Genomic DNA, 19,414 nt, shown 5'->3' on the forward strand with positions numbered 1-19,414 from the left:
CTAAAAGGAGCTCCCATGAGCTCCTTTTTTTAAAACATCTAAGATTCGTCATCAAGGGTCTTTAAAAAAGCCCAATTTCCAACGCTTTGGTTTCCATAGTCTAGCACCATGGAATCTAATAAGACGAATTCATTTTTTTCATAGAAAAAGACATTTTGTTCCGTACTCGTAATCAAGCCCAAACGTTTACATCCTTTTTCCTTAATATAAGGTTCAATCCCGTTTTGGAGAAAATGACTACCAACCCCTTGGCCCTGAACAGTTGGGCTTACAGCTAACATCATTAAATACCAGTCGAAGTTTCCGGATTTTTTCAAATGCTGTTCTGAACGTTCTACGAGATCTAGGTATTTCAGTAAATTCAACGGTGTGATATATCGAAATAACTTGAAAATTCCATTTAGTAGATAAGAAATCATCGAGAAATCTTTTTGTTGCAAGAGTCCCACTGCTATGATTTCTCCATCTCGTTCAGCAACTAAGCAAGTTTCTCCTTTGATGTAGAGCTTGACTAACAAGGTATGCAGTAGCTCAATAAATGCTGGAAAGTATTCCGGCTTTTTTAAATCTTCTTTAATGACGGTTAAAAATGGATAATTCATAAAAGCATCAGCACAGACTTTTCCAATCATCTTGTACTCGTCTAGTCTCGCTTCTCTATATACAATCCTTTCCATACGCCAACTCCTTCATTCTAATAAAACTATTATACTGTAAAACACTCTGATTTTCGATTGTAAAGTGAAATTATCACATAACCCCTTACAAATCAGAAGCCATTTGAATAGTGAAAAAAAGCTTAATCAGATTTATGAACATTGAGAACCAATTTTTGATGATAGTCCGAGATGCTTCCTTTATACAAACAAAAATAGTCCTTCTAGAGGTTTCTAGAAAGACTATTTGATACGTTAGGAACAAAGGAATTAAATACGCTCTTTCCAAGAAGTTGCGACTTGGTCCAAGACTTGGTTGAGCTCTTCAATGTTGCGACGACCTTCGGTACGCAACCATTCACGAGCTGCTTCTTCCCCATTCTTGATGTAGGCTTCTACAGATCCAGCCCAAGTTGCACGGCCACAAAGAACTCCATTGAAGTTCGCTCCTGCTTCATGCGCAAAGACAAGGGTTTCTTGGAAGAGTTTAGCAGAAACACCTGCACTCAAGTAGATGTATGGAAGGTTGGTTGCTGCTTCTTGTTCTTTAAAGAAGGCTGCAGCTTCTTCACGGCTATGAACGATTTCCCCATCGCCAAAGCCTTCTACGTATTTGACGTTGACAGGAACTTCTACCTTCAAAACATCGATGTTAAAGCGGGGGTCTGAGAAGACTTTCATCGCTTCGATGACTTTGCGAGGTTTCACTTTAGCATATTCGACAGAACCTGCATCAGCGATTGTTTCATCGTAAGCCAAGATTTCAAGGAAGAATGGAATTTCTTCTGCCATACATTCTGAACCGATGCGTTCGATGTAGGCTTGTTTTTCTTGGTTGAGTTCATCTGCACTATCCACATCATAGTAGAGCAAGAATTTCACCGCATCTGCACCTTGTTCTTTGATGCGTTTAGCTGACCAAAGGTTGAGGCAGTCTGGTAGACGCTTGGTGCTTGAAGTGTCGTAGCCTGTTTTTTCATAAGCCAACAAGAGCCCTGCTTCCGCATCCAAAACCTTAGTCGCTGGAAGTCCATACTCAGGGTCCAAGAGCATAGAAGATGCGAATGGCGTCAATTCTTCAGCCACCAAGACCTTCAATTCTTCCATTTGAGCCACTGTTGGTTCTGTATCTTGATATTGAGCCATGAGGCGTTTCAAAGCGCCGCGTTGGTCAAAGGCCAAGGCTGAGATTACGCCCTCTTTGGTGCTCAATTTTTCTAAATAGTTGCGTTTTTGTTCTGTTAATACCATCTTATACCTCTTTTACATTTATCTGTTGATACAAATCATCATAGTGGGCCATATTGACATGCCCTGTCATCTTTTCTTGGGCATTTAGCATCCCTAGGACCATGGCATGGGTCAAAAGTGCCGCGTCATTCTTCCCGCTACTGAGACCAGCAGAGATACCAGCCACGGTTGAATCACCAGATCCCACTGGGTTGACGACTTCAATTTTTGGAATGTCCACCTTATAGAAGACATCACCATGTTTGGCAAAAGCACCATCTCCACCTAAGGAGACGATAATCCATTCGATTCCTTCAAACAGTGGGTCTTTCAAAACTTCTTTTAAGTCCTCAAAATCCGCTGAAACATCCCGTCCTAAGAGTTGAGATAATTCTTCGCGATTGGGTTTAATCACCGTTGGTTTGAATGGTGAGTGAAGAACCGCTTCTAAAGATTTTCCTGATGAATCAAGTACGACCTTACGTCCTGCTTCTCCTGCAATCTCAATTAAGCTCGCATAATAGTCCACCGGTAGACCTGTAGGAAGGCTTCCCGAAATAGCAATTACATCTGCTGTCGGCATGAGGAGTTTAAAATGGTGAAGGAATCCCAAAGCTTCTGTCCGGATAATTTCTGGGCCCGCTTCTAAGATTTCTGTTTGATTACCTTCATGCAAGATAGCGATACAGTTCCGTGTATCTCCAAGAATATCATAGAAGAAGGATTGGACATCTCGTGGAAGATGGGTCTTGATGAATTGACCATTGGTCCCCCCAACAAAACCTGTTGCTCCAACTGTTTCACCACTCTCAGCTAAGACACGGGTGACATTTAATCCTTTCCCACCAGCAGTCTTAGAAACTTCCGACACACGATTCACAGTATCCAACTTTAATTCTTCCAAGGGATAAGAAATATCAATGGAAGGATTCAAGGTGACAGTTAAGATCATATCTTCACCTCTTAGTCGTGGTATTCACCACGGTCCCATTTTTCAAGGAATTCTGTAAAGAAATCTGCATCCTCTTGGTGATCATTATGAGTTTCTAAATGTTGAATCTTGGCAATCAATTTCTTATTTTCTTCACTTGGTTTATATTCTGCATGAATGAAGGCTTCAATGATATCACACATGAGCAACTCACCAGTTACTTTCCCACCAAAACCAATGACGTTGGCATTGAGTTCTTCTTTGGCATAAAGTGCAGTTGTCATATCACGGACCAAAGCTGAACGAATTCCAGGGACCTTGTTAACCGCGTTGTTAATCCCAACACCAGTTCCACAAATACATACTCCAAGGTCTGCTTGACCACTCACTACTGCTTCCCCAACCTTCTTCCCAAAAATTGGATAGTGGGTCCGAGCATGGTCATAGGTTCCGAAGTCAAGGACTTCATAGCCTTTTGATTTCAAAAATTCAGAAACAGCCATTTTTTCATTTGTGACAATATGGTCACATCCAATTGCAATTTTCATTCGTTTACTCCTCCCCTTAGCACATCTTGTTAAGCATATCGACACGGATTTGGTGGCGACCGCCGTCATACTTACCGTTTACAAAACCTTTGGCAATATTTTTGGCCAATTGATCACCCACGATTTGAGCCCCCATGGTGATCATGCGAGAATTGTTGTGGCCACGAGTCATGTAAGCGGAACGCTCATCTGAAACCTCTGCTGCAACCATTCCTTTAATTTTAGTTGCGACCATAAATGGACCAGCTCCGTAAGCGTCAATAACAATACCCAGATTATCTTCTGCTTGTTTCACTTCTTTTGCAACAGCTAAGGTCACATCGACAAAATCTTGCCCTTCTTCTGTCACGTCCACGACTTGGAAACCTTCTGATTCCAAATATTCTTTGACTACTTCTTTTAAGCGAATACCTGCTGCATCCGCACCAATAATAACTGACATATTATACTCCTTCAATTCATTCATTTTTCAATCAAATATAGAAAGTTCTAAATTCAACAACATTATTTTCTATAAAATTTCAATTTCAAATACAAGTTCTGCTACTTGACCTGCTGGTAAGAGTCGAACTTGTTTTTTATATTCTAGATAATCACTCTCTTCAAGGGAAGTGGATAAACCAGACCAAGGTTCTAAAGCGATAAATGGTCCTTTATTTGGTGTTGTCCAGATAATCAAGTTTGAAAAATCTGGAAAATGGACACTTATCCCCTTTTCGTGCTTTCTAGAACGGAGTGTCACACTTCTTGATTGTAAACAATCCAAGGTAATGGCATCCTTTTGGAAGAGGTCGTAATTGAGATTCAAGATTTTTTCTTGCTGTAAGAAAGGCGTCCGATCAAAGACGTTTAACAAGCCTGTCTCCGGATAGGATTTTGGAATACTACAGGTCTCTTCTTGTTCGAATTCCAGGTAGTAATCTTCAAATCCTTCATCTGCCATTAACGGACAATTAAATCCTGGATGGCCACCAACAAAAAACGGCATGACTCCTTCATCACCAAGATGGTAAACCCGATAGGTAACTTGAATCTTCTTACCTAGCAATTGATAGGAAATTTCTAATCTGAAATGATAGGGATATTGCTGATAGGTTTCTTCCGTATCTTCTATCCCAAAAGTCACCCGATCTTCTGTTTGCTCTACCAGCTCAAAGTTTTTCTTGCGAACTAGCCCGTGGCGAGGGATCTTCCCAACACCTTGAGGACGATACAAGGTCGTATCATTTCGAACCGAACCACAGATAGGAAAGAGAACTGGGGCTTGACCACTCCAATACTGAGCATCACCCTGCCAAAGATACTCAATACCATCCTGATCCTTGATAGAGGCCAGCTCACCACCTAACTCCTTGAAACAAACTTCCAGATCATTATTTTTTAAAGCTATCCTCATATTTCACTCCTTAGCATGTTATTTTAGAGAAAAAACTAGGCTACCCCTCCATATCTGGAAAATTGATACCCTAGTTTTATCAAGTTACATATTTAGGAGCGGATTATTTTGCATTTGCTGCGTATGCTTCGTTACGTTTGATCATTTGTTTTCTGTACCATGCAAAGATTCCAACGTAGAATGCTAAGAAGGCAACAACACCAACAATAGCTTTGATGTCTCCTGTAGTTGCGTTACCAATAGTCCAACCAAGAAGTTTTTCAACTGGTCCTTCAAGAGTTGAGTGAGTGATCAATTGAGCTTTATCAACTCCTTCTGGGAAGGCATGGACACTTTTCGCCAATACTGTCGCAAATGGTGCGATAAGAGTACCTGAAAGAAGGAAGAGTGGCAACAAGAGTGTTCCAAATACGATCATACGGATCAATTTACCACGTGTTACAACCAACAAGGCTGGAGTCACACCCATAGCGATGATCCCTGCAAGTGGCAAGATACCATTTCCGACTTTAGAAAGAAGCACTGCTTCGATCAACATGATTGGTGCAAGTACGTTGGCACAAGCCCAGATTTCTGCACGACCAGCGATAAATGGCCAGTCCAAACCGATATTGAATTTACGTCCTTGAAGACGTTTAGTAGCAACGTTTGTAATACCTTGTGACAATGGTTCTACCGCTGCGATGAACCAAGAACCGATCAATGAGAACAATTCCAAGCAGACACCGGCAGTCAAACCAAGTGACAACCAGCCTTTAATAACAAGTTCCCATTTTTCAGCACCTTCAACACCAGCAACTGGATGTGGAGTACCCATGATACCGATGACGATACCAAGAAGGAAACCGATGAAGAATTTAGATCCCCAGAAACCAATTTTCTTGTTCAATTTAGCTGCGTCAAAGTCGTATTTGTCAAGACCTGGGAAGAATTTGTCAAAGATTTTATCCAAAACCATGATGATTGGGTTCATCATGTAGTTCATGTGAGTTGATGTCATTGGTGAAGAGCTAGGTGCATTCAACAAGTCATCAAATGTTGGTTTCATCAAGTCTGAGTTGATGATCTTCATAATCCCTACAAGGACTACCGCAAGAGTTGCAACGAAGAGGGAAACTCCTGCGCTAACACCATTCTTATCAGCATACCATTTAATCAAAAGACCTGTGATAGACAAGTGCCAGATATCAAAGATATCGACATCAAGTGTATCTGTTTTCTTCATTGCAAGCATGACAATGTTGACAACCAACATAACTAGCAAGAAGTAAAGTGTCCAGGCAGACCCCCAAGTGATGGTAGCAAGTGGTGCCCAACCAACGTCTGTGATATTCAATTGAATACCAGTGTTCTCAACGAATTTTGCAAGAGACGCTGAGAAAGCTCCATTCAACATACCGATGATCGCACCGATACCAGTAAGGGCGATGGCAAGTTTAATACCACCTTCAAGCGCTTTGGAGAATTTCACTCCAAACAAAAGTGCCAATAAAGTCAAGACGATCAACATGATGATCGGTGCACCCATATCTAGAATGGGTTTGAAAAACTTATTGGCAAAATCGATAATGCCATTCATAATAAATCCTCCCGATTTATATTTTTATATTTTACAAAATTATGAATATCAGCAACTCCCGACATAGGAACCGCTTACAAAATACAGATGAACAAATTAGCTTAAGCCATGTTCTTTGATGGTTGCTTCGATATTGTCATATACCGGAGCGCTCATAGCTGGAATACGGAACAAGATTGGACCAGCTTCAACTACTGGAATACCAGGGTCAAAACCAAGGTCTGTTGCGGCGATTGGCGTGAAGATATCATAGCCTTTAATCAAGTCTTCATTGACATCTTTTACCATTACCGCATCACATTGTACATCATATCCACGGTTTGAAAGCTCTTCTTCTAGAGCGCTTTTGATTTGGTGGCTTGAGTTAACCCCTGCACCACAGGCAGCTAAAATTTTAATCATTTGAATGACCTCCATTATAAATATATTTATTTGTTACTATTAAGCAATCGCTTCTGTAATGTAGCGATATAAGTCTTCTTCATTTTCCAACTTCGACATGTTTTCAAGATTTCCGTTTGTCGTAAAGAAATCCATCAAGTGCGCCAAAATGTTTGTTTGGCTAGAACTAGAATTGTTAATGATGAAGAATAAAAGCGAAACTTCTACTTCTTTATCAGGTGCGATCATATTGTGGAAGGTTACCGGATTTTTTAATCGAACGACTACAATATTCTCTGTCAGGTTATGGATGATATCCGTATGAGGAATGGCCACATTCGGCAAATCCTTTCCTAGAAATTCCATATCTAAGCCTGTAGGGAACGATTCCTCTCTTTCTTTTAATGCAACTCGATAAGAATCTGTCACAATCTGACGTTCTTCCAATAAAGTTGCAACCTGGTCAAACAATTCTTCTTGATTCGCAACATCTAGGCAAAAGACTAATTCCCGATTAAACAGTTGATTTAATCCCATCTTTTCACCCCTTCCACTTTTACCTTTTTTATTTACACTATAAGTATATCACTATATGAATGCGCTGTCAATTACAATATGTAATTTTTTGTTCTTTTTTGTTTATTTTTTATAGATTTATTTGCAACCCCTCTCCCATTAAAGGATATGAAAAAAGGCCAGAATCTGCTTGATCCTGGTCTTTTAGCTCTTTCTTTAGGAATCTTTACAAAATTTTTGTATAAGAATTGTATTTTTCTCGCACCTTTTTAGAGATAGAATGATCTGTAATCACCGCATCTAAATCATCTAGACGGTAAAAAGCATAGAAAGAATAGCTATCAAACTTACTGTTATCTGCTACTACATACTTTTCAATGGCATTGTTAAGAATAATTTTATTGCCATTTCCTTCTTCTTCGTTTGCGGTCATTGCTGTATGACCGTCGATCCCATTAACCCCGATAAAGGCCTTCGAAACTTTTATTTCCTTTAAGAGCTTATTTGCAAACTGTCCTACAAAGGTCTGTGTCTTGACCCTATAGCGTCCTCCAACTAAAATGATATCACAATTCGGTTGATCTTTTAATTTTTCAAAAATAGGCAAGGAATTGGTGACAATACTGACATGTTTTCCATCAAGATAATCGCCAATAAAATCTGTAGTGGTCCCTGCTCCAATAAAAATTGTATCACCTTCATCAATCAAAGCCGCACATTTTTGAGCAATCTCCCTTTTCTCTTCCACGTTCAACATGTTCTTTTCTGTATGGGAGACTTCTGTTAGACTATCCTTGATTTTTCGATGGGCCCCTCCATGTACACGTACCAACAAGCCTTGTTCTTCTAAGTCCATCAAATCCCGGCGAATTGTCATATCGGTTACACCCAGGAGATCGCTTAGATCCTTAACAGAGACCACTTCATTTTTATCCAACTCTTGTAAGATTGCTACATGTCTACTCTCTTTCATATGACGTCCTACTTTCCTATTTCTGCTTTCATTATACTATAATAGTGAACATTTTCAATAAGAAACAAACATTTTATCGATTTTTTCTATATTAATCACTTATTTTGTTGGTCATTTTTGTAGAAAAAATTTATTTTTTGTTCACCTTTTTAAAAAAAGTAGATTTTTTTTAGCAAATCTGTTGACAGGACTTATAAAAAGTTGTATTCTTAATATGTTAACAGAATTGATAGCGCTACCACAGAGTGATAGCAAACGTTTTGTTTACGAATTTCGGTCTCCTTATAAATATACAAGGGTAAACATATGTTTACCCTTGTATATTTTATTTATCTCCTTTGTTCCGAATCACAAAGCCTGTTTTCTTCTCGCTTGAAGTATTGCGTGGTTTTTTATTATCCTTACGGTAACGTTTCTCTTTATCAAAGCGATCCTTTGAACGTCCACCTTTACGATAGTCATCACGACGTCCATTGCCACGGCGTTCACGGTCTCTACGGTCGTCACCACGACGGCCTCCTCGACCACCCTTGCCTTTGCCACCGAAACCACCACCAGATGGTTTAAATGGTAACGGTTTTTCACGTGCAATCTCAACCTCAGGAAGACTATCTGGGTCTTGGACAGTTAAGCTGAGAATATACATGGCCAAGTCTTCTGGGCTGAATTCTGAGGCCAATTGACGAGCATCCTTGCCAAACTTCTCAAAGTTGCTACGAATCTCCTCATTCGCAAAATCACGTTCAATTTTCTTAAGAGCTACTTGCTTCTTAGCTTGGAAGGCTTCTTCTGCACTTGCAGGTTTGAGACCTTTCATGCGTTTCTTAGTCAAGTTCTCAATGATTTGGAGATAACCCATTTCATTAGGTGAAACGAAAGTAATAGACTGACCTGACTTACCTGCACGTCCTGTACGACCAATACGGTGAACATAACTCTCAGGATCTTGTGGAATATCGTAATTGTAGACATGAGTCACACCTGAAATATCCAATCCACGAGCAGCCACGTCTGTTGCAACTAAGACATCAAGGTTGCCATTTTTAAAATCACGAAGGACACGAAGACGTTTGTTTTGGTCCAAATCTCCATGGATACCTTCTGCACGGAAACCACGGATCTTCAGCCCACGAGTCAATTCATCCACACGACGTTTGGTACGACCAAAAACGATTGATAACTCAGGTTGATCAACATCCATAAGACGAGTCATGGTGTCGAATTTTTCTTGTTCTTTAACACGGATATAGTACTGGTCTACTAATTCTGTTGTTAATTCTTTAGCAGCAATCTTGACATGCTCAGGCTCTTTCATGAACTGAACACCAATACGTTTGATGGCATCTGGCATAGTCGCTGAAAAGAGCAAGGTTTGACGATTTTCCGGTACACGAGAGATGATATCTTCAATATCTTCAAGGAATCCCATGTTCAGCATTTCATCTGCTTCATCTAAAATCAAGGTTTCAATATCATGTAATTTCAAAGCCTTGCGTTTAATGAGGTCAAGAAGTCGTCCTGGTGTTCCTACAACGATGTGAGCACCTGATTTAAGAGCCTTGATTTGTTTTTCAATACTTGAACCACCGTATACTGAACGGACTTTCACACCCTTGCTTCTACCAAAGCGGAAGAGTTCTTCCTGACTTTGAACAGCCAGTTCACGAGTTGGGGCAATCACCAAAGCTTGGATAGTTGCTTCTTCTGTACGAATTTTTTCAAGGGTTGGCAAGCCAAAGGCTGCAGTTTTCCCTGTACCAGTCTGTGCTTGACCGATAACATCTTTTCCCTCAAGAGCCAAAGGAATGGTTTGCTCTTGGATAGGACTTGCTTCTACAAATCCTGCTTTTTCAATTTCTGCTAACAAATCAGCAGAAAGATTAAATTCATTAAATTTCACGTTATTCTTCTTTCTAAAGATGGTGCGAAGCCATCCTATAGCGCTTAGTTTATACTTTTCTTGTCATGACGTACTTTCAGTTTTTATGAAAGACCGTGTTGCTTCTTTTCCACTAAAGAAAAGTACTGCTTTCTTTGCAACCTATCTAGTATACCATAGACTAGGGTTAAAAGATAGTAAAACGAAACAGGTTAAAAGGTTTTTATTTCGTAACCCCTTTCAAAAAAGCTCTTTCCACCTTTGGATAATTAGTATAATTTATTTTTTAAATTTGCGATAATATAAAAGACTGTGAAGTCTCTTCTTTACTTTGAATCACCTCATAAAAACAGCGTTACAATAGGCTTTCTAAAAATTTTCACTCACAATAAATCCCCTTTTATTTTGGGATTGTTTCCTTGATTTTTAATATGAAAATATGTATAATGATTCTAGTATCTAGGTTATTTCAGTATCATTAAAATGCTTCATTCATTTAACTGATTCAACGATTCAATCCAATTATAAATTGTTTATAATCCACTCAGTACTTTTAAATCTACTCCTACTATTTCCAAGAAGATTTTGTACAGTCGATCACTTGTATCAAAACTGCCTCTTCTTCTTAGGGGAGGCAGAGTTAAAAATGAAGGATTTTCTGAAATAGCCAAGATACGAAAGAGGTAAGGAATTTCTTCCCTACCTCTCTTTTTTTATCGTTTATGGGCAATCCAGCGCAAGATTCGTGATAACATCAACCACAAGACGAAGCTAGCGACCGAAATATAAATCCAGGCATTGGGATCATTTGTAAACGGCAATGGAACATTCATTCCAAAGAAACCAGTGACAACTGCTAAGACCGCTAACAGAGCTTCTAAGATGGTCAAGGTGGTCAAATTATCATTCAAATTGTTATTTAGGATGTTATTGTAAGAGCTAGACAATTGCTGCAAGACCTGAGAGTTCAACTCCGTCATATATACCAACTGTCTGGCCTCAATCATGGCATCATCAAATTGTTCTTTTTCCACATCATCAAATTGGCGGTAGATTAGGTGAGCCTTGATATGTTCCAGAAGCATGCGATTTTGCTTGGCAGCGGATGCTAGATAGACCATACCTGTTTCCACGTCAGAAAGAGCATAAAGGTTCTTACTAGTTGTCGTTTTTCGTAAGAGACGAGTAATCTCATCCTTGTGCTTATCTAGACGCTCAATAATCGGATAATAAGCATTACTAATCATCTCAAGCCCCGCAAACAAGAGTTTAAAGGTGGATAAACTTTCATGAGCATCAACATAGCGTTCCATTTGTGCAATAATATAGGCGTTGTCTCGGTTACTAATAGTTACAAGACGTGGCCCCTGGACAATGAAAGTCATCGGAATGGTTTCGTAATATTCCTTTTCCTTTTCCATATCCAATACATTATAGATAAAAGTCACAGTTCCATTTTCACGGTTGTAATCCATGTGGGCACGTTCATTTTTATCCAATGCATATTCAATGGTTTCTTGATCAATACCATACTTTTGGTACAACTGGGAGGTTTCTGCAATCAAGTCAGAATCAATATTAATCCAACTCCGGCCATCCCCTAACTTTTTTTCAACGAACATTTCGTTTCCTCTTTACCTTATCTACCAGTACTCCTACCGATCACCCGAAATCGCTAGATGAGTCCTGTCCTCATTCACTGATCAACGCAATACAGCTGCTGCCAAGGCCTGCTGGATCTCGATAACACTATTATCACTCTTAAATTGAAGTGTTTCTGACGGCTCTACAGCTGAAGAAACCCAAATTTTTAATTCTGCGTCCAAATCAAAATGACCAGATGTTTCTACTGAAAAACGCGAAATAGAACGATAGGGAAGAGATTTATAAGATGTTTTCTTCCCTGTCATTCCTTGTTTGTCCACCAAAATCAGACGGTACTCCGTAAAGACAATCAAGTCACGAATCAAACTAAAAGCCAGAGTTACTTGCTCACCTGGAACCAGGATATCCCCTAAATCTTTTTCAACCTTATCGACGTCTTTTTGAGAAGCATTGCCCATCAAACCTGCAAAAATACCCATGTTTTTTTCCTCCACAACTTGTGCATTTTCTATCTTAATAACTATACCATATTTTTTACAAGTTAAAAAGTTGCGAGAACGTTTTTTTGATAGTATAATGAAAGAGTCACAAGAGGAGCAATTGCTGAGATTGGCTAGCTTAGATACCAGAGGTGTTCGTTGCTGGCCTAAACTCTTACCACCTGATCAGGTTAGGACCTGCGTAGGGATGTGTCTCAAAACAGAATGAAATAGAGAACTTCTATGACAACGTTTTGATGTGGCAACAAATGAGCCAATCAAAACGATTGGTATAGGAGGTTTTTTTATGTCGAAAACTACAATTCGACCAATGATCGAGGTTGCTCTTTTAGCGACCATTGCTTATATTTTGGATTTGGTTACTCAACCCATGTCCTTAGGTCCTTGGATTTCTCTATCTTTTAAGATGGTTCCTATCTTTCTCCTCAGTTTCCGCTGGGGCGTTAAGGCTGGTGCCATGGGTGGATTCATCTGGGGGTTGCTGCAAGTCGTAACTGGGGAAGCAGCTGGTGGTTGGTTGACTCCAATCCAAGGTTTCTTAGAATACTTTGTAGCCTTCAGCTTGATTGGACTGAGTGGAATTGTCAAACCTACGCTTGACAAGGCTATCAGAGATAAGAAACGAGTTCAGACACTCACTTTTATTACTGTTGGAGTCGTCTTAGGAGGGTTCGCACGCTACCTGATTCACTACATAGCAGGTGTTATCTTCTGGGGAAGCTATGCTCCAGCTGGCCAAAGTGCCTACCTCTACTCTCTAATTGTAAATAGCTCGTCCTTCTTAGGCGAGACTATTGCCAGTTTGATTGTCTTCTTTATCCTACAAGAATTTTTGGGAAGACTCCTTATTACAGAACATTAAAAAGCCAGCTCGCTTGAGCTGGTTTTTTTCGATTTATATATTCTATTCAGCAAAGTGAACCAAGAGACTTGTTAGCTAGACGGCTTTCTAACTGTTACGACGGAAAAGTACAAGAATCGATACCATTCGTGGACTTTTTCTAGTGAAGCGTTTCGGTAAACCAGCATAGCGGAAACAGGTTCTTAGATTGTTATACAATCAAATAAATTTCCTGAATTACGACACGGAGTTTGGCAAATCGATCCTATTTGCCAAACGAAGTTAGTAAGACAGTTAGAGAGTGGGACAGAAATCGGTAATTCGTTAGAATTCGATTTCGTCGTCCCACCTCCGCACAGTTGAGTAGGGCTGTAAAAGCTGATAAAATCAGCGTAGTAGAGCCCACTCAACCACTGCGTCTTGCTCGATAATCCAAAGACAATTGAGAGGCTAGGACTTTTGTCCCAGCCTCGTAGTCTACTTAGATTGCTTTGCAATCAAGTAGACTTACTGAATCACATCTTTTCCTCTAGTTCAACATCTGGATACTTGTCCGCAAACCAACGGAGGGCAAAGTCGTTTTCAAAGAGGAAGACAGGCTGGTCAAAGCGGTCTTTGGCCAAGATATTTCGACTTGAAGACATGCGCTCATCTAAGTCTTCTGGTTTGATCCAGCGAACGGTCTTTTTACCCATTGGACTCATAACGACTTCTGCATTGTACTCATTTTCCATTCGGTGTTTAAAGACCTCAAACTGCAATTGACCAACAGCTCCAAGCATGTATTCACCTGTTTGGTAGTTGGTATAAAGCTGGATGGCTCCTTCTTGCACCAATTGCTCGATTCCCTTGTGGAAGGATTTTTGCTTCATGACATTCTTAGCAGATACCTTCATGAAGATTTCAGGGGTAAAGGTTGGCAGTGGTTCAAATTCGAACTTGTTTTTTCCAACAGTCAGCGTATCCCCAACCTGATAAGTACCAGTATCGTATACCCCGATGATATCTCCCGCTACGGCATTGGTCACATTTTCACGACTCTCCGCCATAAACTGAGTGACATTTGATAGCTTAGCACCCTTACCAGTACGAGGGAGGTTAACACTCATCCCGCGTTCAAATTCACCCGATACAATACGGACAAAGGCAATCCGGTCACGGTGACGAGGGTCCATGTTGGCCTGGATTTTAAAGACAAATCCTGAGAAATCCTTGTCATAAGGATCGACAATTTCACCATCTGTCTTCTTGTGGCCGTGTGGCTCCGGAGCAAACTTGAGGAAGGTTTCCAAGAAAGTCTGCGCCCCAAAGTTAGTCAAAGCTGAACCAAAGAAGACAGGAGTTAATTCACCAGCTAAAATCGCTTCTTCTGAAAAGTCATTTCCAGCTTCTTGCAAGAGTTCGATATCATCTTTTACTTGCTCATAGAAGGGGTTGTTGGCAAAGAGCTTGTCTCCATCTTCTAGACTAGCAAAGCGTTCATCCCCTTTGTAGAGTTCCAAACGTTGGTTATAGAGGTCATAGAGTCCTTCAAAGGCCTTCCCCATCCCAATCGGCCAGTTCATTGGGTAACTCGCAATTCCTAATACTTCTTCCAATTCTTGCAAGAGGTCCAGTGGTTCACGACCGTCACGGTCCAGCTTGTTCATAAAGGTAAAGACAGGAATCCCGCGGTGTTTGACAACCTCAAACAATTTCTTGGTTTGGGCCTCAATCCCCTTGGCAGAGTCCACTACCATGACCGCAGCATCCACCGCCATCAAAGTCCGATAAGTATCTTCAGAGAAGTCCTCGTGCCCTGGAGTGTCTAGGATGTTTACCCGTTTGCCATCGTAGTCAAACTGCATCACAGATGAGGTTACCGAAATCCCACGTTGCTTCTCGATATCCATCCAGTCAGACTTAGCAAAGTTTCCTGTTTTCTTTCCTTTTACAGTACCAGCTTCCCGAATCTCTCCCCCAAAGTAGAGCAACTGCTCTGTAATCGTCGTTTTACCAGCATCCGGGTGGGAGATAATGGCAAAGGTACGGCGTTTTTTAATTTCGTCAGTTATTGTCATTTTTTCATCCTCAGTTATTTTTTAAAAGCATATTTTTTAGTAAGTAGGATCCTTCTACATTGGTTCTCTCCTTTTACCTTAACTAACCTATTATAGCGGAAATAGAGCCTTTTTTCAATCATCAGTGTATTTACAAATTAAAAAGCCTGAGTGAGAACTGTATTTGTTCTACATCCCAGACTTCATTAAGAAACAAGTGCTATTAGAAGGCCCCAAATCCTCCACCACCACCTCCATCAGAGAAACCACCGCCGTCAAAGCCACCACTGCCATCTGAGGAGTTAATAGAGAAGTTTGAAACACTATAGGAATCAGCTGCATAGCTCATTAAGGTAGAGCCATCTAGGAAGGAATTTGGAGAGGATGTGAGCCAAACAAGAGCATCCCAGTCTTCATATGGCAAGGGAATCTGATGATTTTGGAGTACCTGACTCACTTTTTTAGCTTGACCATACATAGTTGCGTAGACTAAGATACGATTCCATAGGACGACACTTTCAAGTTCTGCTTGGTTGAAATTTGGAATACTTTCAATCATATTTCGAAAGGCCATCCATTGGAATTGTGAATCCAAGTTCTCCAAGGATTGTAGATGATCTTCGCGACGTTTCACAACAATATAAAATGGAATCAATAACAAAACCAGACATAAAATGATCCAAAAATAGTATGAAGAGAGGTGTGAACCAAATCCAAAAGATAAGAAACACATGCTCACAACTAAGATCAGTAAGAGCCAAAAGTGTAAGGCACAGCCTGTTTTTGAAAAAGCTGCTTCCGTCTCAGATAAGTCTCTAAAATAAGAGGGCAGACCTAATTTCGCAATTTCCTTTTCTACACCTTTTGACAATTGCTGGGCATCCTTTTGTAAAAGCGATCGAACATCACTTCCGACCTTTCGAATACGGTCTCTTTGTGTGTCTGATGTTGCAGCTCGAAAATCCTTTTTAAGGGCTGCCTGATTAATTTTATACTTTGAGAATACCTCGCTAATCCTGATTTCAGTTTCTTGATTAAAAAGCATGTCAATAAACTGTAATTCAAAATCAGCCAAGCCTTCATGGTGAAGACAGGTCAAGGTTCCCCCATTGTTATCTCTAGTCAAACGAAGATTTCCACGATCAATGAGATCCAAAATGCTTGCTTGTATGAGATGGTTAACTGTTAATGGTCCTTTCTCTCTATATATCACCATCTGTTCAAAATCAAGTTGATACAAAGCCTTCGCTAGGACAAAGGGTGGCAAATTCTGTGGTGGTTCGTATAATCGTACACCTTTTGAAATCCGACGAGTTCTGGTACTGATCATATAGCGGATCCAGGGAATGAAAGCTAGGACAAATAAAAGAATGGATACAATTGGAATGACTCTGAGAAATAGTGTCTTGTAGATGACTGTTTTTTGTTGAATGGATTTTTCTTTTTTTAGAAATGTATCCTTTCCCTTTTCCTTTTTAATCTCATTAGATTGGCCTCGACGCAGAGCTTCTGTCATGGGCCAATAGGCGTGGAGTTCCAATTTTCCATTCTTTGGGAAGTTCCTTAACTGAATGTGATAGCCAGTCGCAGTCCGTTCAATCTGGGCTGGTGGATTAAAATAACCGGTATGAGCATACAACTCTCCCTCATTGACATCCAAGCCATCCACATAAAAATCTAATTTCGCGATGTCCTCATCCCCATCTGAAATAGGGAACCAATTGAGCTCGGCTATATCGGAATACAATTCTAGAATATGATCAATCTTCCATACGACCTTGATGGTAACTTTGCCCCCAACGATTCTTGAATTGTAGATTTTTAATAGACGTCCATCCCCGAGATCCGATTCTTCTACACGGATCTCTCGTTTTTCACCATCCACATAGGCTTCAACTTGAGGATTTTCATGGATTTTGAATCCTTTGGGAAGGGGATCTACACTCCCTAAAGTTACATACTGCCCATTGTAGCCTGTTGAAAAAACATAGCTAATCTCTTGTGTGAATGTCGCCTGGTTATCTTCCCGCAAGTGGAGGTGTCCCACATAGGACTCAATCGAATAACGAACTTCATCATCTGCCTGAGCCGGACTAACCGTACAAAATAAGCCACACAAGATAGCAAGGACTAATAAAAACCTCTTCATTTCAAACTCCTATTAACTAAAAGAAGGCTGAGACTGATTGTCCCACCCTCCTTTTTCTTTTTATCGAACAACTCTTTCTCTAGCAAGTCTACGACTGAAAAATACATTAAAGAGAAGCAAGGCTGCTGCTAAGATACTGGAGACCACGACGTAATTCACCAAGAGGCTGTCCCCTTTGATAATCGGTGGCCGGGCCATGAGTCCATAATTCCCTCCAGTGACTTGATTGACGCCGACTAGAAACAGATCTAGGACAAAGGTATAAAGAACAATCTCTCGATTTTTTAAGAGGCTCGAATCATAGCATCTCAAGAGATAAATCAAGGAATTGACCAAGAGACAGTAATGCCCGAGGAGGAAAGAAAAGCTTGTAATATGAGGGAAGGTGTAGGGATCAAAGACTGGATAGCCCAAGGCAAAGATCGCTCCACTCACTCCCATCAAGGCAAAAAACTGCTTGCTCTTCCATCGGTCTGGCAACAGCAAGACAGCAAACATGGCCAAACGACAATGGTACAAGGGTAAACTATTGGACCAGGGAAGCTGAAAAGCAAAATACCAGATATAGAGACAGATCAATTGGAAAATTTGTAAGTTTCGAAAGATCTTCCGAAATTGTTCATTTTGATAGTAACGTAATGAAGCCCAAACTGCCATTACAATTAAAAGAACCATGACCCCATACCAAAGGAGCGGGATAACAGGTGGTGCAGTGGATTCAGTTGTAAAAAAATGATGCATAGGATCTCCTTATTAAATGGATTCAGATGTTCTTTTTCTTTTCTTACTGGACTTAACGATAGCATTGATCAGGATAAGGGTTCCTGTCATCAGGATCGTCACGATCAAATAGTTGAGCACGAGCCCATGATTGCCAATTACAGGAGGACGACGCATAAATCCGTAATTTCCACCCGTTACGAGATTAGCCAGCTGAATAATAGCATTGACCCCAAAAGTCATCTGACAGATTTTCCAAGCATCTCTTTCTTCCACCTGGTAGGATTGAACCAGATAAATCAAGCAATTGGCCAAGAGGGCCCAGTGGCCAAAAACATTGTTGATTGAGGATACATGAGGAAAAGGATAGGGATAAAAGACAGGATGAACCAAGGCCATGATGGAGCCAAAGACGCCAACAAGAGCAAAATATTGCTTGAAGCTTCCCTTGGGAGCCAAGAGAATAATCCACATGGCCATCCGACTATGATAGAAGGGCAGGCTCTCTGAAAAAGGCAAATGTGCTGCAATATACCAAACGTTGATCATCAGCAACTGGATCAATTGACCCCAATACCAAAAGGTTTGATAGCCTTTGGAAGAGGCAAATCGAATAGATAGAAGGACCACCACTACCAATGAGGTCGGCAACAAGAAATACCAAGCCCCCAATTGAGGAGGGGCTGTTGGTTGACTGGTAAAAAACAAATCCCAAAGCGTCATGTCTTCCTTCCCCCTTCACATCTATTTTCTATTCTGATCGGGAAATAACAGTCTCTTCAACCATCTTGTATTTGTACTTATACCGTTGGTTGACCAAGAAAATTCCAGCTACCATCACAAAGCTAACCAAAAGGTAGTTCAAAAGTGCACCGTGGTCCCCAATGATTGGTGGACGCCGTAAGAAGCCATAATCCCCTTTCGTCAAAAGGTTGACCAAGAAAATCAAAGCATTCATGCCAAAGGTGATCTTGAAAATTCTCAAACCGTCTTGTTTTTCAGATTGATAATGATCCTGCAGGTAAATCAAACTATTAGCAAGCAAGGCCCAGTGACTAAAAATCAGATTCAACACAGTGATATGAGGGAATGGGAAGGGATCAAAGGCTGGATACACCAAGGCCGCAATCGATCCCAAAACTCCCAAAAGAGCAAAATATTGCTTGATATAGGTCCCTTTAGGGGCAAAGAGAATCACCAGCATGGCCAAGCGGCAATGATAGAAAGGCAAATTATCCGTCAAAGGCATGTGGGCAAGAATATACCAAGCATTGATGGTCAAGACTTGGATCAACTGTGCCCAATACCAAAAGCGTTGGTAGCTTTTGGACTGCGCAAATCTGATGGAAAAGTAGCCAACCACCAACAAAGAAGCTGGCAGAATGAAATACCAGAGCCCAAATTCAGGCGGGGCTGATTTTTGGTTCGTAAACAATAAATCCCAAAGTGTCATTTTCATATTCCTTTAATT

Annotated in this window: 19 protein-coding genes and 1 riboswitch; of the genes, 1 reads left to right on the forward strand and 18 read right to left on the reverse strand. The window is 40.5% G+C overall.

Going from position 1 to position 19,414, the window contains the following annotated elements; translation table 11 throughout:
- Nucleotides 1–38: 38 nt before the first annotated feature.
- From HMPREF9421_RS08815 to HMPREF9421_RS08875, 13 genes are all read right to left on the reverse strand, one after another.
- On the reverse strand, nucleotides 39–677 hold the full coding sequence (locus HMPREF9421_RS08815) for a GNAT family N-acetyltransferase (protein WP_006596672.1): 639 nt from the start codon (nucleotides 675–677) through the stop codon (nucleotides 39–41).
- A 249-nt stretch (nucleotides 678–926) separates the two neighbouring features.
- Complete coding sequence (gene lacD, locus HMPREF9421_RS08820; protein ID WP_006596673.1) at nucleotides 927–1,907, reverse strand: tagatose-bisphosphate aldolase; 981 nt, start codon at nucleotides 1,905–1,907, stop codon at nucleotides 927–929.
- Between the two features lies 1 nt (nucleotide 1,908).
- Nucleotides 1,909–2,838 carry a tagatose-6-phosphate kinase gene (locus HMPREF9421_RS08825; protein ID WP_006596674.1) on the reverse strand — a complete coding sequence of 310 codons (930 nt, stop codon included), beginning with the start codon at nucleotides 2,836–2,838 and terminating at the stop codon, nucleotides 1,909–1,911.
- A gap of 11 nt (nucleotides 2,839–2,849) precedes the next feature.
- Nucleotides 2,850–3,365 (reverse strand): galactose-6-phosphate isomerase subunit LacB, encoded by a 516-nt coding sequence (gene lacB, locus HMPREF9421_RS08830; RefSeq protein WP_006596675.1) that lies wholly within the window; start codon nucleotides 3,363–3,365, stop codon nucleotides 2,850–2,852.
- A gap of 16 nt (nucleotides 3,366–3,381) precedes the next feature.
- Entirely contained in the window at nucleotides 3,382–3,807 is a 426-nt protein-coding gene (gene lacA / locus HMPREF9421_RS08835) for a galactose-6-phosphate isomerase subunit LacA (RefSeq protein ID WP_006596676.1), read from the reverse strand.
- A gap of 69 nt (nucleotides 3,808–3,876) precedes the next feature.
- A complete protein-coding gene (locus tag HMPREF9421_RS08840; protein ID WP_006596677.1) occupies nucleotides 3,877–4,761 on the reverse strand; it encodes an aldose 1-epimerase family protein in 885 nt (294 codons plus the stop codon).
- A gap of 103 nt (nucleotides 4,762–4,864) precedes the next feature.
- Entirely contained in the window at nucleotides 4,865–6,340 is a 1,476-nt protein-coding gene (locus tag HMPREF9421_RS08845; RefSeq protein ID WP_006596678.1) for a PTS galactitol transporter subunit IIC, read from the reverse strand.
- A 96-nt stretch (nucleotides 6,341–6,436) separates the two neighbouring features.
- Complete coding sequence (locus HMPREF9421_RS08850; RefSeq protein WP_006596935.1) at nucleotides 6,437–6,742, reverse strand: PTS sugar transporter subunit IIB; 306 nt, start codon at nucleotides 6,740–6,742, stop codon at nucleotides 6,437–6,439.
- A gap of 39 nt (nucleotides 6,743–6,781) precedes the next feature.
- Complete coding sequence (locus HMPREF9421_RS08855; protein WP_006596680.1) at nucleotides 6,782–7,258, reverse strand: PTS sugar transporter subunit IIA; 477 nt, start codon at nucleotides 7,256–7,258, stop codon at nucleotides 6,782–6,784.
- Between the two features lie 205 nt (nucleotides 7,259–7,463).
- Nucleotides 7,464–8,210, reverse strand: coding sequence for a DeoR/GlpR family DNA-binding transcription regulator (locus HMPREF9421_RS08860; RefSeq protein ID WP_006596681.1), 747 nt, complete (start codon nucleotides 8,208–8,210; stop codon nucleotides 7,464–7,466).
- Nucleotides 8,211–8,535: 325 nt separating this feature from the next.
- Nucleotides 8,536–10,110 (reverse strand): degradosome RNA helicase CshA, encoded by a 1,575-nt coding sequence (gene cshA / locus HMPREF9421_RS08865; RefSeq protein ID WP_006596682.1) that lies wholly within the window; start codon nucleotides 10,108–10,110, stop codon nucleotides 8,536–8,538.
- Between the two features lie 692 nt (nucleotides 10,111–10,802).
- Entirely contained in the window at nucleotides 10,803–11,711 is a 909-nt protein-coding gene (locus tag HMPREF9421_RS08870; protein WP_006596683.1) for a magnesium transporter CorA family protein, read from the reverse strand.
- An 81-nt stretch (nucleotides 11,712–11,792) separates the two neighbouring features.
- Nucleotides 11,793–12,173, reverse strand: coding sequence for a PH domain-containing protein (locus HMPREF9421_RS08875; RefSeq protein ID WP_006596927.1), 381 nt, complete (start codon nucleotides 12,171–12,173; stop codon nucleotides 11,793–11,795).
- Nucleotides 12,174–12,274: 101 nt separating this feature from the next.
- Nucleotides 12,275–12,399, forward strand: a riboswitch (TPP riboswitch).
- An 81-nt stretch (nucleotides 12,400–12,480) separates the two neighbouring features.
- Between HMPREF9421_RS08875 and thiT the strand changes: the two genes are divergently transcribed.
- A complete protein-coding gene (thiT, locus tag HMPREF9421_RS08880; protein ID WP_006596943.1) occupies nucleotides 12,481–13,056 on the forward strand; it encodes an energy-coupled thiamine transporter ThiT in 576 nt (191 codons plus the stop codon).
- A gap of 494 nt (nucleotides 13,057–13,550) precedes the next feature.
- Here thiT and HMPREF9421_RS08885 read toward each other — a convergent pair whose 3' ends face one another.
- The 5 genes from HMPREF9421_RS08885 to HMPREF9421_RS08905 all read right to left on the reverse strand — a co-directional run bounded on the left by HMPREF9421_RS08885 (nucleotide 13,551) and on the right by HMPREF9421_RS08905 (nucleotide 19,396).
- The gene (locus HMPREF9421_RS08885) at nucleotides 13,551–15,095 is read right to left on the reverse strand and encodes a peptide chain release factor 3 (protein ID WP_006596686.1); all 1,545 of its coding nucleotides are present in this window, start codon (nucleotides 15,093–15,095) and stop codon (nucleotides 13,551–13,553) included.
- 202 nt (nucleotides 15,096–15,297) lie between these two features.
- Complete coding sequence (locus HMPREF9421_RS08890) at nucleotides 15,298–17,223, reverse strand: DUF2207 domain-containing protein (RefSeq protein WP_006596687.1); 1,926 nt, start codon at nucleotides 17,221–17,223, stop codon at nucleotides 15,298–15,300.
- 60 nt (nucleotides 17,224–17,283) lie between these two features.
- Nucleotides 17,284–17,964, reverse strand: coding sequence for a YwaF family protein (locus tag HMPREF9421_RS08895; protein WP_006596688.1), 681 nt, complete (start codon nucleotides 17,962–17,964; stop codon nucleotides 17,284–17,286).
- Nucleotides 17,965–17,976: 12 nt separating this feature from the next.
- Nucleotides 17,977–18,666, reverse strand: a complete 690-nt coding sequence (locus tag HMPREF9421_RS08900) for a YwaF family protein (RefSeq protein WP_006596689.1) — start codon at nucleotides 18,664–18,666, stop codon at nucleotides 17,977–17,979.
- Between the two features lie 28 nt (nucleotides 18,667–18,694).
- Nucleotides 18,695–19,396, reverse strand: coding sequence for a YwaF family protein (locus HMPREF9421_RS08905; protein ID WP_006596941.1), 702 nt, complete (start codon nucleotides 19,394–19,396; stop codon nucleotides 18,695–18,697).
- Nucleotides 19,397–19,414 lie beyond the last annotated feature (18 nt).

Source organism: Streptococcus australis ATCC 700641 (genome assembly GCF_000186465.1).
Classification (GTDB): Bacteria; Bacillota; Bacilli; order Lactobacillales; family Streptococcaceae; genus Streptococcus; species Streptococcus australis.

Bases quoted from the DNA above. Each gene is read 5' to 3' on its own strand.
- HMPREF9421_RS08845 (WP_006596678.1), bottom strand. From the start codon at position 6,340: ATGAATGGCATTATCGATTTTGCCAATAAGTTTTTCAAACCCATTCTA.
- HMPREF9421_RS08870 (WP_006596683.1), bottom strand. From the start codon at position 11,711: ATGTTCGTTGAAAAAAAGTTAGGGGATGGCCGGAGTTGGATTAATATT.
- HMPREF9421_RS08895 (WP_006596688.1), bottom strand. From the start codon at position 17,964: ATGCATCATTTTTTTACAACTGAATCCACTGCACCACCTGTTATCCCG.
- lacD (WP_006596673.1), bottom strand. From the start codon at position 1,907: ATGGTATTAACAGAACAAAAACGCAACTATTTAGAAAAATTGAGCACC.
- HMPREF9421_RS08825 (WP_006596674.1), bottom strand. From the start codon at position 2,838: ATGATCTTAACTGTCACCTTGAATCCTTCCATTGATATTTCTTATCCC.
- HMPREF9421_RS08860 (WP_006596681.1), bottom strand. From the start codon at position 8,210: ATGAAAGAGAGTAGACATGTAGCAATCTTACAAGAGTTGGATAAAAAT.
- thiT (WP_006596943.1), top strand. From the start codon at position 12,481: ATGTCGAAAACTACAATTCGACCAATGATCGAGGTTGCTCTTTTAGCG.
- HMPREF9421_RS08815 (WP_006596672.1), bottom strand. From the start codon at position 677: ATGGAAAGGATTGTATATAGAGAAGCGAGACTAGACGAGTACAAGATG.
- HMPREF9421_RS08900 (WP_006596689.1), bottom strand. From the start codon at position 18,666: ATGACGCTTTGGGATTTGTTTTTTACCAGTCAACCAACAGCCCCTCCT.
- lacB (WP_006596675.1), bottom strand. From the start codon at position 3,365: ATGAAAATTGCAATTGGATGTGACCATATTGTCACAAATGAAAAAATG.
- lacA (WP_006596676.1), bottom strand. From the start codon at position 3,807: ATGTCAGTTATTATTGGTGCGGATGCAGCAGGTATTCGCTTAAAAGAA.
- HMPREF9421_RS08855 (WP_006596680.1), bottom strand. From the start codon at position 7,258: ATGGGATTAAATCAACTGTTTAATCGGGAATTAGTCTTTTGCCTAGAT.
- HMPREF9421_RS08840 (WP_006596677.1), bottom strand. From the start codon at position 4,761: ATGAGGATAGCTTTAAAAAATAATGATCTGGAAGTTTGTTTCAAGGAG.
- HMPREF9421_RS08875 (WP_006596927.1), bottom strand. From the start codon at position 12,173: ATGGGTATTTTTGCAGGTTTGATGGGCAATGCTTCTCAAAAAGACGTC.
- HMPREF9421_RS08890 (WP_006596687.1), bottom strand. From the start codon at position 17,223: ATGAAGAGGTTTTTATTAGTCCTTGCTATCTTGTGTGGCTTATTTTGT.
- HMPREF9421_RS08885 (WP_006596686.1), bottom strand. From the start codon at position 15,095: ATGACAATAACTGACGAAATTAAAAAACGCCGTACCTTTGCCATTATC.
- HMPREF9421_RS08905 (WP_006596941.1), bottom strand. From the start codon at position 19,396: ATGACACTTTGGGATTTATTGTTTACGAACCAAAAATCAGCCCCGCCT.
- HMPREF9421_RS08850 (WP_006596935.1), bottom strand. From the start codon at position 6,742: ATGATTAAAATTTTAGCTGCCTGTGGTGCAGGGGTTAACTCAAGCCAC.